Genomic DNA, 13,599 nt, shown 5'->3' with positions numbered 1-13,599 from the left:
CTTTCTGGGCACGGACGGCGCACTAGCGCCGCCCGCGCTCGGACGATCACTTGTGCTGGGTATCCAGCTTGTCGACGGTGTCGAACTCGAACTTGATCTCTTTCCACGTTTCCATGGCGATCTTCAGTTCGGGGCTGTGCTGCGCCGCCTGAGTCAGGATGTCCTTGCCTTCCTTCTCGATGTCCCGACCTTCGTTACGCGCCTGGACACAGGCTTCCAGCGCCACACGGTTGGCCGCCGCACCCGGGGCGTTACCCCACGGATGGCCCAGCGTACCGCCGCCGAACTGGAGCACGGAGTCGTCGCCGAAGATGGAGACCAGGGCCGGCATGTGCCAGACGTGGATACCACCAGAGGCCACGGCGAACACGCCCGGCATGGAGCCCCAATCCTGATCAAAGAAGATGCCGCGCGAGCGGTCTTCCGGGATGAAGGATTCACGCAGCAGGTCGATCCAGCCCAGGGTCGCGGCACGGTCGCCTTCCAGCTTGCCGACCACGGTGCCGGTGTGCAGGTGGTCACCACCGGACAGACGCAGGATCTTCGCCAGCACACGGAAGTGGATACCGTGCTTCGGATGACGGTCGAGCACCGCGTGCATCGCACGGTGGATGTGCAGCAGCACGCCGTTGTCGCGGCACCAGTTGGCCAGACCCGTGTTGGCGCAGAAGCCGCCGGTGATGTAGTCGTGCATGATGATCGGCGCGCCAATTTCCTTGGCGAACTCGGCACGCTTGTACATCTCTTCCGGGGTCGGCGCGGTGACGTTCAGGTAGTGACCCTTGCGCTCGCCGGTTTCGGCCTCGGCCTTTTCGGTCGCTTCCTGCACGAACTCGAAGCGGTCACGCCAGCGCATGAACGGCTGCGAGTTGATGTTCTCGTCGTCCTTGGTGAAGTCGAGGCCGCCACGCAGGCACTCGTACACGGCGCGGCCGTAGTTCTTCGCGGACAGACCCAGCTTCGGCTTGATGGTGCAGCCCAGCATCGGACGGCCGTACTTGTTCAGCTTGTCACGCTCAACCTGGATACCGGAGGGCGGACCACCGCAGGTCTTCACGTAGGCCATCGGGAAGCGCACGTCTTCCAGACGCAGGGCACGGATGGCCTTGAAGCCGAACACGTTACCGACCAGCGAGGTGAACACGTTCACCATCGAACCTTCTTCGAACAGGTCGATCGGGTAGGCGATGAACGCGTAGAAGGACTCGTCGTCACCCGGCACGTCCTCAATGGAGTAGGCACGGCCCTTGTAGTAGTCCATATCCGTCAGGAGGTCGGTCCACACCGTGGTCCAGGTACCGGTGGAGGACTCGGCGGCCACGGCGGCCGCGGCTTCTTCGCGGTCGATGCCCGGCTGCGGGGTGATCTTGAAACATGCCAGCAGATCGGTATCCAGCGGCATGTATTCCGGCATCCAGTAGGTTTCGCGGTAATCCTTGACGCCCGCGGAGTACTTCTTGGCGGCCATGTGGCTTTCTCCTACGCGTTGGTTAATCGTGACGGTCGCCTAGATTAGGAAGGTGCACTGCTAATAACAAATAAATAATCTAGATACGACCAATAGACTTTCGTTTATAGAAAGACCGGTCCGCAGAGTTGCGCGGAGCGGCATGGGGGTTCTGTTCGCATCAGCGCCCGGCGCCTGCTCGGCAGCCTCAGCGGGGAATGCGGTCGCTGATTGTAGTCCATGACCGCAGTCAATGCATGCTCTTTAGACCACAGCGTGATCGGAGCCCGCGCCCCTCTGCCGGGGCGCGCGCACCGAAGATCAGGCAGGACCCGCATCGGCCTCCTGCGCCTCTAGCGTGTCGGCGTAGTGATCGCGCGCCACATAGGTATAGATGGCCGGGACCACGAAGAGCGTGAACAACGTGCCGATCGCCATGCCCGCCGCAATCACCAGGCCCATTGCGAAGCGCGAGCCGGCACCAGCACCGGTGGCCAGCAACAGCGGCACCATCGCCACCACGGTCGCCGTGGTCGTCATCAGGATGGGCCGCAGACGCAGGCTGGCCGCCTCCTCGATCGCATCGCGCAGGGGGCGCCCCTGACGCTGCAACTGGTTGGCGAACTCCACGATCAGGATGCCGTGCTTGGCGATCAGCCCGATCAGGGTCAGCAGACCCACCTGTGTATAGATGTTCAGCGAGGTCACACCCAGGCTGATGAAGATCAGGGCGCCGGCGATCGACATCGGCACCGTGGTCAGAATGATCAAGGGATCACGGAACGACTCGAACTGCGCGGCCAGCACCAGGAAGATCACGACCAGCGCGAAGAAGAACGTGACGACCAGATCCCCACCCTCGGCCTTCAGCTGCCGCGACTCGCCGGCATAGTCCACGTTCACATCGGGCGGCAGCACCTCGGCGGCAATCCGGTCGATGATGTCCAGCGCCTCCCCGAGGGTGACGCCGGGCCGTGGCACCCCCTGCAGGGTCACCGCGTTCAGCTGCTGGAAGCGGTTGAGCTGGCGCGGCGTGACCGTCTCTTCCAGCGTCACGATACTGGACAACGGTATCGGCTCGCCGTCCGCGGTGCGCGTGTACAGCTCCTCAAGCTGCTCCGGCGTCAGGCGGTCGGAACGCTGGACCTGCGGGATCACGCGATAACTGCGGTTCTCCATCGCAAACCGCCCGGCGAACCCGCCGGAGAGATACGTCGCCAGATCGGCATTCAGCGTCGCCATGTCGATGCCAAGCTGCGAGGCACGCTCGCGGTCAATCTTCAGATCCACCCGTGGCTGGTCGAAGTTGAGATCGGTATCGAGGAAGATGAACCGACCCGTCTCCATCGCCCGGTCCTTGATCTCCTGACTCAGCTCGTTCAACTCCTCGAACGAGCTGGTGGAGCCGAACACAACGCTGACCGGCGCGCCCTGCCCCGGGGTCGGCAGCTGCGGCGGCTGGATCGCGAACACCTCGAGCCCTGGCAGCCCTTCCAGCGCCGGCTGCAGGTCCTCTTCCAGGATCTTGGCAGTCGTTCGGTCACGCTGATCCCAGGGCGCCATAACGAAACCGCCCAGGGCCTGGTTGGTCGCCCCGGCCATACCGGGTCCGCCGCCAAAGCCGTTCACGATAAAGATGTTGTCGAGCTCGGGGATGCGGTCGAAAAAGCCGTCGGTCAGCGCGGTGTTGCGCTCCAGGTAATCGATCCCCATGTAGGCATCGCCTTCCATGATCGAGAAGGCGAAACCCTGGTCCTCCTGCGGCTCCAGCTCGGTCTGCGAAGTCACGAACAGGAAGTAGCAGGACACCAGCACGATGGCGCCGAAGGCGGCGACGGTGAAGCGGTCATTCAGTGCCCCGTGCAGCCGTCGGCGATAGCGCTCGCGCAGGCTGTCAAAGCGCACGTCCAGCCACGACTCGATGCGCCCGCGCCGCTCGACCGAACCATCGCGCAGGATTTTCGAACACATCATTGGCGACAGCGTGATCGCGACAATCCCCGAGATCACGACCGTCGCCGCCAGGGTAAACGCAAACTCGATGAAGAGCGTGCCGGTCAGGCCGCCGATGAACCCCAGCGGCAGGAAGACCGCCACCAGCGTGGTCGACATCGCGACAATCGGCCACGCGAGCTCGCGCGCCCCCTGGATCGCTGCGTCCATGCGCGACATGCCCTCCTCGATATGCCGCGAGATGTTCTCCAGCATGATGATCGCGTCATCGACCACGATGCCGATGGCCAGCACCATCGCCAGCAGCGTCAGCAGGTTCAGCGAGAACCCCATCAGGAGCATCAGCATGAAGGTCCCGATCAGGGACAGCGGTACCGCCACCGCCGGGATCAGCACACTGCGCCACGAGCCAAGAAACAGATAAATCACGACCAGCACGATCAGCAGCGCCAGCACGATGGTCGTCAACACCTCGTCGATCGCGCTCTCGATGTATTCGGTGGAGTCATAAACGATCTCGCCCTCCAGCCCGGAGGGCAGGCGCGGCTCGATGCGCTCCTCGAAGATCTCGCGTACATCCGCGATCACCTCCAGGGCATTGGCATCCGGCGCCAGCTCGATGCCGATGAACGTCGCCGCCTGACCGTTGAAGCGCACCGAGGTGTCGTAGTTCTCCGACCCCAGCTCCACCTCGGCAATATCGCCAAGACGCACCAGGTCGCCCTCCTGCTCGAACAGGATCAGCTGCTCGAACGCCTCCGGGGTCTGCAGGTCGGTATCCGCGGTCAGGTCCAGGCTCACCATCGAGCCCTTGGTCTGCCCCACCGCGGAGAGGACATTGTTGCCCTCCAGCGCCGACCGAACGTCGCGCCCGGTTACGCCATAGGCCGCCATGCGATTGGCGTCCAGCCAGGCGCGCATCGCAAAGCTCTGATCGCCGAGGATCTCGGCCCGCTGAACGCCGTTGACGGTGGCCAGCTCCGGTTGCACCTCGCGAATCAGGTAGTCCGTGGTCTGATTGTTGGAGAGGCGCTCGGAATAGAACGACAGGTACATCGCCGCCACATCCTGACCCACGGAGAGATCCACCACCGGGTCCTCGGCCTCCGATGGCAGATCGCTGCGAATCTTGTCCACCTGGGCGGAGATCTGCGTCAGCGCCTGGTTCGGATCGTAGTCCAGCTCCAGGAACGCCTGCACCGTGCTTATCCCCGGCAGGCTGTTGGACACGATGTAGTCGATCCCCTCCGCCTCGGCGATCTCGCGCTCCATCGGCGTGGTGATGAATCCCTGTACCAGGTCCGCATCCGCGCCGATATAGGCGGTGCTGACCGTGACCACCGCGTTCTGCACCTCGGGGAACTGGCGCACGTTCAGGTCGAACACCGCCCGCACCCCGAACAGCAGGATGAACAGGCTGACCACAGTGGCCAGCACGGGCTTCTGAATAAAGATATCGGTAAAGCGCATCGTCGCGGGCCCGCTCAGCGATTCGCCGGCCGCGGATCGCGTTCGGCATCGGGCTGGGCATCCTCCGTGATCTTCACGGGGGTATCGTTCTGGAGCTTCAGCAGACCGCTGACCGCAATCTCGTCGCCCTCTTCCAGGCCATCCACGATGCGCACCAGGTCACCGCGTCGCTCACCGATCTCCACCAGGCGCTGCTCCACACGCTTGTCGCCGTCATCGTCTTCAAAGATCACGAACACCGAGTTGCCCCAGGGTGCGAAACGGATGGCCGTCTGCGGGACCACCAGCCCCTCCTCCGGTTCGTCACGCTGCAGCGTGACGCGGGCGAACTGACCGGGGCGCAGCCGATGGTCCTCGTTGGTGATCATCGCCTGCACGCGGAACATCCGCGAGGCAGCACGGACACGCGGCTCGATCGCGGTAATCTGTCCCTCGAAGGTCTCGCCATAGGCATCGACGGTGACCTCGACCGACTGCCCCAGCTCGACATTCGCCAACCGGCGTTCGGGCAACGTGAAGTTCACATACAGCGGGTCCAGGGACTCCAGCACCACAATCGGGTCGCCCGGGCCGACAAACTGGCCCTCGTTCACCTGACGGATACCCAGCTGCCCGTCAAAGGGCGCCCGCAGACGCTTCTGGCGAATACGGGCATCCTGTGCCTTGACCGCCGCCTCGGCCTGTTGCGCCTCGGTCGCGCGGCGCTGGAACTCCGAGTCGGAAATATCGTTGCGCTGCACCAGGCCCCGCGCCCGTTCCAGCTCGCGCGCCGCGAGCTGCGCCTCGGCGCGCAGGCTTTCCAGCTCCGCCTCGTCCAGCTCGGTGTCGAGTTCGACCAGCGTCTCGCCCGCCTCGGCGAAGGCCCCATTGGCAAAATGGATGCGGTCAACAATGCCCTGTGCCTCGAAACTCAGCGTGGCCCCCTGCACCGCCTCCAGGTCCCCCACCGCACGCAGCTGCGGGGCCCAGCGATCGGTCTCCACGGTCGCCGCGTTGATGGTCGCAGTCGGCTCCGGCATCTCGTCAAAGAACTCCGCGATCTGCTGATCCACGAAGGCCTTGAAACCAAAGATGCCACCCAGGACCAGGGCTACGCCCAGCAGCATCAGGAAGAATCGCTTGCTCATGAATTTGCCTCAGGAATGTGCTCGCGCACGATCGCGCGCACCCGCTCCGTCTCGGCGCGCACGACCGAGGGTTCGTCTGGATCGATTCGCGGCTCCCAGCGCCAGCCGGTCAGCAGCGCATGGGTATGGCGGATCAAGTGTTCATACGGGCGGTGGATATCGTAGGCATCCAGCAGCCCCTGGGCATTCGCGAGCGCCTGCATCCCGGTATTCAGCGCCCACGGCCCCAGCCCCATCTCTTCCTCGCCCATCTCCTGGGCCGGTGGCAGGTCCTTGTTCGCCCGCGCCTCGGCCACGATGGCGTTGATCGCCTGGCTGATCGGTTGAGCCGCATCAAGCAACTCCTGCCGCCGCGCCTCCGACGTGCTCGCCCAGACCACCTCTGTCGTCACGAATTGGGTCAATCGATAGTAGTCCGGATTCGCCTGCGCGAAATCGATATCGGCCAGCACCATCGCCAGCATTCGTGAACGGGTTCCCAGCGGCAGCCGAGGAATGCACCGAAACAGCTCCGCACGCTGACGCGTTGCCCGGGTCGCGACGGCCGCCAGCAGATCTTCCTTCGAGTTGAAATGCTGGTACAGCGTGCCGGTCGCGTACTCGCAGGCGGCCGCCAGACGCGACATCTGCAACGCCAAAAGGCCCTCCGAGCGGATCAGCTCGTGGGCCTTTTCGACAAAGAGGGTCTCGCGCGCCTCGCGCTCGCGCTGCTTTCGATTCTCGGTGCCCATCGGCGCAGACTACCGAATCGGAACCAAGATTTGAACCTCGTTCACTCAACAAGCAAAAAAACGGGGCCCAGAAGGCCCCGGTCCGCTTGTCATCGGCGCCCAATCAGCCGGCTTCACGCAGTAGGCGCACGATCGCGTCGGCCACGCTCTTGCTGGACTGCGGGTTCTGCCCCGTCACCAGTTTGCCATCCACCACGACATGGTCGGTCCAGTCCTCGGCGGTCTCGACCTCCCCACCCAGTTCGGCCAGGCGGTCCTGCAGCAGAAACGGCACGGCCTGATCGAGCTGTACCGCCTTCTCTTCGCTGTTGGTGAACGCGGCCACCTTGCGCCCCTTCACTGCCGGACTGCCGTCTTTCAGCATCGCGCCGACCAGACAGGCCGGCCCGTGACACACCGCGCCCACGACCTTGTCGTTCTCCAGAAACTCGCCGACCAGGCGCTGCACATGCGGATTCTCCGGCAGATCGAACATCGTGCCGTGCCCACCGGGGAAGAAGATTGCCGCGTAGGCATCGTGGTGCATGCCTTCATCGAGATGGATCGTGTCGTCCAGGGCCTCCTGCGCGGCGACGGCCGCCGGTCCGGGATGATTCGACTCCAGGCTCTTGGGATCCAGAGGGACGGGCCCGCCCTTGGGACTGGCCACCTTGATCTCGAAACCGGCCTTGCGGAAGCGGTCATAGGGCACCGAGAACTCGTCAAACCACACGCCGGTCGCGTGGCCGTCGCCGATCTCGCCGTGACTGGTCACCACCATCAGTATCGTCTTGCTCATCCCGCGAACTCCTGTTGCATCCATACATGTCCGTGGACTCGGTGGTCCGGGACAGGGTTCCGCTGCGCACAGGAATCAAGGGGCCGGGGCCCGAATTCGAGAAGCCGATCCCTTGCGTCTTGTCGGTATTGGCGGGACAGCTTTCTGAGCGGTCCGAGGAGCAGGGACAGTCGACCGAACGCGTATCACTCTCCCCAACCAAGAAAGGCCCCGTAATGGGGCCTCTGACAGCTTGGTCAATGACGTCCGACCGGCAATGCCGGGCGGACGCCAAGGCTTCAGGTCGGGGTCAGACCTGGGTGTAGCGCAGGTAGGAGCGGATCTCCTCGAAGCCCTGCGGGAACTTCTTCTGCGCATCCTCGTTGCTGACCGTCGGCGGGATGATCACGCGATCGCCCGGGGTCCAGTCGGCCGGCGTAGCGATGCCGTGCTGGTCTCCGGTCTGCAGCGCATCGATCACGCGCAGGATCTCGTCGAAGTTGCGGCCCACCGACATCGGGTAGGTCATCATCAGCCGGATCTTCTTGTTCGGGTCGATAATGTAGACCGAACGCACCGCGGCAGTCTCGCTCTCGCCCGGGTGGATCATCTCGTAGAGCTCGGAGATCTTCTTGTCGGCGTCGGCAACGATCGGGAACTCCAGCGTGGTGTTCTGGGTGTCGTTGACGTCCTCGATCCACTTGTTGTGCTCGTCGACGGTATCCGTGGACAGGCCCAGCGGCTTCACGTTGCGATCCGCGAACTGCTGCGCGAGCTGGGCAGTGCGGCCCATCTCGGTGGTGCACACCGGCGTGAAGTCGGCCGGATGGCTGAAGAAGAAGCACCAGGAATCGCCGATCCACTCGTGGAAATCGATCTTGCCCTTGGTGGTGTCAATCTGGAAGTTCGGGGCGGTATCACCCAGTCGAAGTGCCATGATGTACTCCTTTCTTGATAATCAATGGTTTGCAAGTTTCGGGGCCGTCTCGGCTCCCCGTGGAAACCAAGGTATCGCGACCCCACTGAATTAGCTATTACTAATTCTCTAAGGCCTCGATAGCCGGCACCTAAGACGAGCCGCAACAAGGGCACCCCGCCCCGAGCGGCCCACCCGTCACTACATGCGGCGAAAGAGCTCGGCCAGGTCGTCACGCATCGGCTGGCGCCCCATCTCCTCGGTGGTAAATTCCGAGCCGTCGAAGGACACGCGCAGCATCACTGCCTCGCCGGCCTCCACATCGGGCATCAGCGCAACCATCGGGCGCCCGGTCAGGTATTCGGCAACCGCCTCGTCCATCTCCGCCGCGGCCTGTACCTGCTGCTGCATCCAGGTGGAGATATGCAGCATCAACGTGCCGTCCCACTCGGCCTTCGCGAGCTCGCCGAGCAGGGCGTGGGCCAGGGCCACGTTGTCGTCACGGCTGGCACCGGCGCCAAAGGCGAGATAGGTCACCTCGGCGTCACCGATCGCCGCTACTGCGTCGGCGGCATCCTCGGGCCCTTCCATGCCCGCGATGCTGAACCCGGCCTCCGGGTTGGCGGCCAGCATCCCGGCCCCGAGACCGCCGGTCAGCGCGCCACAGATCGCGGAACGGTTGTTGACCACGGCCAGCGACTCGGCCTCCATCATGCTCGCAATGGCCTGTCCGACATTGCCGCCCGCCATGGCGCGAACGGTCTGCTCCTCGCCAAACGAAAGCGACTCGGCTGCCGCCGTGAGCGGTGCGGCCAGCAGCGCAGCCGAGAGAGACAGTGCAATGGTCGTCTTTTTCATCAGTTCACCTCGTGTTGGTGGTTGGGAATATTCGGTATTTCTGATGCCTGGGGCATCACATCACCATCGGCCGGCCGGGCGGGCGCGGCCCTTCTGGTGTTCGGGAGTTGTGGCTATGCAGCTCCTGGGACCCTGCAGCACCACGCGCGATTCAGGTTTCTCCGACCGCGGCATACTGCGCAGACGGGAACACTCGCCGCAGGCGGCCCGTCAGAACCCGTACCTGGGGCCGCCGGATCAGCCGTCTCGATCCAGTTCCCGCAAGCGCCGGTACAGGCTGCGCTCGCTCAGGCCCAGCCGGCGCGCGAGGCTCCGCCGATCACCCTGGTGTACCGCCAGGGCGTGACGCAGATACTCGCGCTCGATCTGATCCAGCGGACGCAGTTCCCGCGGATGGACCAACTCCGCGTAACCTTCTCCGGCCGCACCCGATTCGGCGCGCGTGGCCTGCTGGCGCACCGGGCCTGGCAGGTGCTCCGGCCGAATCGGACCGCCATCCGCCAGCAGGGCCGCGCGTTCCAGGATGTTGCGCAGTTCACGCACGTTGCCGGGGAAGGCATATCCCTCCAAAACCCGGATCGCGTCGTCCTCCATCGTCGGACGCGGCACCAGCTCGGAGCGATCCAGCATGGCCTCGACGAGCAGCGGGATATCGCCGCTGCGCTGGCGCAGCGGCGGCACCTCGATGGGGAAGGTATTGATCCGGTAGAACAGGTCTTCGCGAAACTCGCCGGCCCGCACCATCGCCTCCAGATCCCGGTGGGTGGCACAAACCAGTCGAAAATCCGCACTCCGAGACTCGATTCCGCCGACCCGGCGGTAGGCGTGCGTCTCCAGCAGGCGCAGCAGCTTCACCTGCTGGCCCAATGGGATATCGCCCACCTCGTCCAGGAACAGCGTGCCGCCGGACGCGGCCTCGACCAGCCCGACCTTGGCCGAGGCCGCACCCGTGAAGGCCCCCTTCTCGTGGCCGAACAACTCGCTCTCGAACAAGGTCTCGGTCAGTCCGGAGCACTCAACCGCGACAAACGGCTTGTCGCGGCGCGGGCTCTCTTCGTGGATCGCCCGGGCGATCAACTCCTTGCCGGTACCGGACTCACCCAGCAGCAGCGCCGAGGCATTGCTGGGTGCCACGCGACTGATCAAGCCCAGCATGGTATTGAACGCCCGCGAACGCCCGACCAGCCCGGTGGCCCCGTTCTGCGGGCTGGATACGGGCAGATGATGGAGGCGCTCGACGAAATAGCGAACAGCCCCCTCCGCCCCCAGGATCGGAGTCAGCTCGACGTCCACGTGCTCGCGGCCCTGCGCCGTGTGATGCACATGCAGGACACGTTCCCGGCGGCGGCTGGCGAGCGCAGCCTGGAGCGGACAGGCTTCCCCGGCCTCGTCGCACGGACGCTGATAGCCGTGCGAGGCCTCATAGCAGGCCCGGGAAGAGCCATCGGCATCCGTGCCGTAGACCCTCTGGTAGGCCGTATTCGCGGCCAGGATCCGGTAATCGGGCGACAACAGGATGGAGGGCTCGCGAAAGGCCTCCATCATCTGTCGCATCGCCGAGAGGTCCGTCTCGTTGCCACACGGAATCGCCAGTCGGCTAATCGTCACGTCTTCTCGCATGGGCCAGGTATCCAGGGGAGGCGCCGCGGCGGTGGTCCTCCGATGACTCTGCCCAATAGACACGCTCAACCGAGGTACGTTCAGTGGCATCACGGCCGGTCTCTACGGATCCCGCTTAGTGGTACCCGGTCTCGGGCGTCACCTTGCCGCGGAAGACCCAGTACGTCCAGGCCGTGTACCCCAGGATGATGGGGATCACGAACAGCGCCCCGACCAGGATAAACAACTGTGCATCCGGGGACGACGCCGCATCCCAGAAGGTGTGGTCCGGCGGCACCACATACGGCCACTTGCTGACCAGAAGCCCCAGATAGGTCGTAATGAACAGGGCGATCGTCGCTACGAACGGGATCCCCTCGTCACGCCGCCGCACCGCCCGGATCAGTATCCAGGCGGACAACAGGGCCAGCGCCGGCAGGACCCACAGGTACTGCCAGGTGCCCATCCAGCGTTCCATCACCTTCGGGTCGATGAACGGCGTGATCAGGCTCACCACCGCGAACACCACCAGGACCAGGGCCAGCAGGCCAGGCACCACGCGATAGGCAAAGGCCTGGGTCTCGCCATCGGTCTTGACGATCAGCCAGGTCGCGCCCAGCAGCGCATAGCCCGCCAGCAGACCGATACCGGTCAGCACGGTGAACGGCGTCAGCCAGTCCAGCGGCCCGCCGGCAAAGCTCAGACCCTCCATCTCGAAGCCCTGGATGTAGGCGCCCACCACGGCCCCTTGGGCAAACGCCGCCACCGCCGACCCCGCGGCAAAGGCCACGTTCCACAACCCCTTGGAGGTATTGGCCTTGAACCGGAACTCGAAGGCCACCCCGCGGAAGATCAGCCCCGCCAGCATCAGGAAGACGCCGATATACAGGGCCGGCAGGAACACCGAGTACACCAGCGGGAAGGCCGCCAGCAGCCCCGCCCCGCCGAGGATCAGCCAGGTCTCGTTGCCGTCCCAGACCGGGGCGACCGAGTTCATCATCACATCGCGCGAGGTCTCGCCCGGGGCGAACGGGAACAGGATCCCGACCCCCAGATCGAACCCGTCCATCAGCACGTAGGCGATGATGCCGACGGCAATGATGACCACCCAGATCAGCGTGATATCAAGCGTGGTTTCCATGGATCAGCTCCTTGCAGCGCCGGTAGCGGCGTCGTCGATCGAGGTATCGGCCGCGGACCAGGGCCGCTTCGCGTGGGCCGGGGCCTGCCGGACCTCGGTGGTCTCCGGTCCCTTCTGCACGATACGCACCAGGTAGTAGACGCCAGCCGTGAACACGGCGGCGTAGACCAGCACGTAGCCGATCAGCGTGAACAGGGCCATGCCTCCCGTCAGCGCCGGAGTGATGCCCTCGGCATGGGTCATCACGCCGTAGACCAGCCAGGGTGCGCGCCCGGTCTCGGTCACGAACCAGCCGGCGACCACCGCGATGAACGGGGCCGGGATCATCCAGGTCAGACCCCGCAGGAAACGCGGCGAGGCGAACATGCGGCGCCGGAAGCGCAGCCAGGCACCGGCCAGCACGAACAGGATCATCACCATCCCGATCGCGACCATGATGCGGAACGACCAGAAGGTGATCCCCACCGGCGGGCGTTCCTCGGCGGGTACCTCCAGCAGGCCGGGGACCTCGCCATCCAGCTCGTGGGTCAGGATGAAACTGGCCATCTTCGGGATACCGATCTCGAAGTGGTTGGTCTCATTGGCCGAATCCGGGATCGCGAACAGCAGCAGCGGTGCCCCGCGTTCGGTCTCCCAGACGCCCTCCATCGCCGCGACCTTGGTCGGCTGATGTTCAAAGGTATTCAGGCCATGGATGTCACCCACCACCAGCTGGGCCGGCGCCGCCAGCAGCAGCACCCACATGGTGGTACCCAGTGCCTTGCGGTTGACCAGCACATCGCGCTGGCGCAGCAGGTACCAGGCCGAGACGCCGGCGACCACGAAACCCGCGGTCAGCAGCGAGGCCAGGCCCATATGGAAGAAGCGCGGCCAGAAGCTCGGGTTGAAGATCGCGGTGATCCAGGAGGTCACGTGGAAGACACCGTCCTGCAGCTCGAAGCCCACCGGGGTCTGCATCCAGCTGTTGGCGACCAGGATCCAGAACGAGGAAATGAAGGTACCCAGCGCCACCATCAGCGCCGCGAACAGATGTACGCCCTGCGGTACCCGGTCACGGCCGAACAGCAGCACGCCCAGGAAGGCCGCCTCGAGGAAGAAGGCCGTCAGCACCTCGTAGGAGAGCACCGGCCCGAGGAAGTTGGCGGTCGCATAGGAGAACGCACTCCAGTTGGTCCCGAACTGGAACGACATCACCAGCCCGGAGACCACCCCCATCCCGAACACGACCGCGAAGATCTTGATCCAGAACTTCGAGATCTGGGTGTAGATCGCATCGCCGGTCTTCCAGGCGCGAAACTCCAGGAAGGCGATGAACGACGCCAGCCCGATGGTAAAGACCGGGAAGATGGCGTGAAACGAGACCACGAATGCAAACTGGATTCGTGATAGCAGTATGGGGTCGAGCTCCATGGCGTTCCTCCATTGTCAGGGTGCGCCGTCCGGACGCAGCTACCGCGTCCTTACAAGTACCGTGCCAGCAAGCCCGCCTCCCGCTCGCGGGCCCGGCAGGCGGCAACCGGCCTCGAAGACAACCGCCCGCACCCGCTCGCCACAGCGCCGCTGTGACTGCCATTCATGGCAGCAAAAACCCCACAACTGC

At 64.6% G+C, this 13,599-nt stretch carries 10 protein-coding genes; all 10 read right to left on the bottom strand.

What is annotated here, in order from left to right; genetic code table 11:
• Window positions 1–46: 46 nt before the first annotated feature.
• Window positions 47–1,468, bottom strand: coding sequence for a form I ribulose bisphosphate carboxylase large subunit (locus F468_RS0111615; RefSeq protein ID WP_012982269.1), 1,422 nt, complete (start codon window positions 1,466–1,468; stop codon window positions 47–49).
• 300 nt (window positions 1,469–1,768) lie between these two features.
• A complete protein-coding gene (locus tag F468_RS0111610) occupies window positions 1,769–4,870 on the bottom strand; it encodes an efflux RND transporter permease subunit (RefSeq protein WP_018995231.1) in 3,102 nt (1,033 codons plus the stop codon).
• Between the two features lie 14 nt (window positions 4,871–4,884).
• A complete protein-coding gene (locus tag F468_RS0111605; protein ID WP_018995230.1) occupies window positions 4,885–5,997 on the bottom strand; it encodes an efflux RND transporter periplasmic adaptor subunit in 1,113 nt (370 codons plus the stop codon).
• Window positions 5,994–6,728, bottom strand: coding sequence for a TetR/AcrR family transcriptional regulator (locus tag F468_RS0111600; protein ID WP_018138853.1), 735 nt, complete (start codon window positions 6,726–6,728; stop codon window positions 5,994–5,996). The genes F468_RS0111605 and F468_RS0111600 overlap by 4 nt, the downstream gene beginning before the upstream one ends.
• Before the next feature lie 103 nt (window positions 6,729–6,831).
• Entirely contained in the window at window positions 6,832–7,506 is a 675-nt protein-coding gene (locus F468_RS0111595; RefSeq protein ID WP_018138854.1) for a type 1 glutamine amidotransferase domain-containing protein, read from the bottom strand.
• A gap of 289 nt (window positions 7,507–7,795) precedes the next feature.
• Entirely contained in the window at window positions 7,796–8,422 is a 627-nt protein-coding gene (locus tag F468_RS0111590) for a peroxiredoxin (RefSeq protein WP_018138855.1), read from the bottom strand.
• Window positions 8,423–8,602: 180 nt separating this feature from the next.
• Window positions 8,603–9,259: a hypothetical protein gene (locus F468_RS0111585; RefSeq protein WP_018138856.1), complete on the bottom strand. Its 657-nt coding sequence runs from the start codon at window positions 9,257–9,259 to the stop codon at window positions 8,603–8,605.
• 237 nt (window positions 9,260–9,496) lie between these two features.
• Window positions 9,497–10,879, bottom strand: coding sequence for a sigma-54-dependent Fis family transcriptional regulator (locus F468_RS0111580; RefSeq protein ID WP_018138857.1), 1,383 nt, complete (start codon window positions 10,877–10,879; stop codon window positions 9,497–9,499).
• A gap of 115 nt (window positions 10,880–10,994) precedes the next feature.
• Window positions 10,995–11,999, bottom strand: coding sequence for a cytochrome d ubiquinol oxidase subunit II (gene cydB / locus F468_RS0111575; protein ID WP_018995229.1), 1,005 nt, complete (start codon window positions 11,997–11,999; stop codon window positions 10,995–10,997).
• Between the two features lie 3 nt (window positions 12,000–12,002).
• Window positions 12,003–13,409 carry a cytochrome ubiquinol oxidase subunit I gene (locus tag F468_RS0111570; protein WP_018138859.1) on the bottom strand — a complete coding sequence of 469 codons (1,407 nt, stop codon included), beginning with the start codon at window positions 13,407–13,409 and terminating at the stop codon, window positions 12,003–12,005.
• Between the last annotated feature and the right edge of the window lie 190 nt (window positions 13,410–13,599).

The sequence above is a fragment of the Thioalkalivibrio sp. ALJ2 genome, assembly GCF_000378325.1.
Classification (GTDB): domain Bacteria; phylum Pseudomonadota; class Gammaproteobacteria; order Ectothiorhodospirales; family Ectothiorhodospiraceae; genus Thioalkalivibrio.
The sequence above is the reverse complement of the archived record's forward strand: the minus strand, read 5'-3'. Positions and strand labels throughout refer to the sequence as shown.

Bases quoted from the DNA above. Each gene is read 5' to 3' on its own strand.
- F468_RS0111615 (WP_012982269.1), bottom strand. From the start codon at position 1,468: ATGGCCGCCAAGAAGTACTCCGCGGGCGTCAAGGATTACCGCGAAACC.
- F468_RS0111610 (WP_018995231.1), bottom strand. From the start codon at position 4,870: ATGCGCTTTACCGATATCTTTATTCAGAAGCCCGTGCTGGCCACTGTG.
- F468_RS0111605 (WP_018995230.1), bottom strand. From the start codon at position 5,997: ATGAGCAAGCGATTCTTCCTGATGCTGCTGGGCGTAGCCCTGGTCCTG.
- F468_RS0111600 (WP_018138853.1), bottom strand. From the start codon at position 6,728: ATGGGCACCGAGAATCGAAAGCAGCGCGAGCGCGAGGCGCGCGAGACC.
- F468_RS0111595 (WP_018138854.1), bottom strand. From the start codon at position 7,506: ATGAGCAAGACGATACTGATGGTGGTGACCAGTCACGGCGAGATCGGC.
- F468_RS0111590 (WP_018138855.1), bottom strand. From the start codon at position 8,422: ATGGCACTTCGACTGGGTGATACCGCCCCGAACTTCCAGATTGACACC.
- F468_RS0111585 (WP_018138856.1), bottom strand. From the start codon at position 9,259: ATGAAAAAGACGACCATTGCACTGTCTCTCTCGGCTGCGCTGCTGGCC.
- F468_RS0111580 (WP_018138857.1), bottom strand. From the start codon at position 10,879: ATGCGAGAAGACGTGACGATTAGCCGACTGGCGATTCCGTGTGGCAAC.
- cydB (WP_018995229.1), bottom strand. From the start codon at position 11,999: ATGGAAACCACGCTTGATATCACGCTGATCTGGGTGGTCATCATTGCC.
- F468_RS0111570 (WP_018138859.1), bottom strand. From the start codon at position 13,409: ATGGAGCTCGACCCCATACTGCTATCACGAATCCAGTTTGCATTCGTG.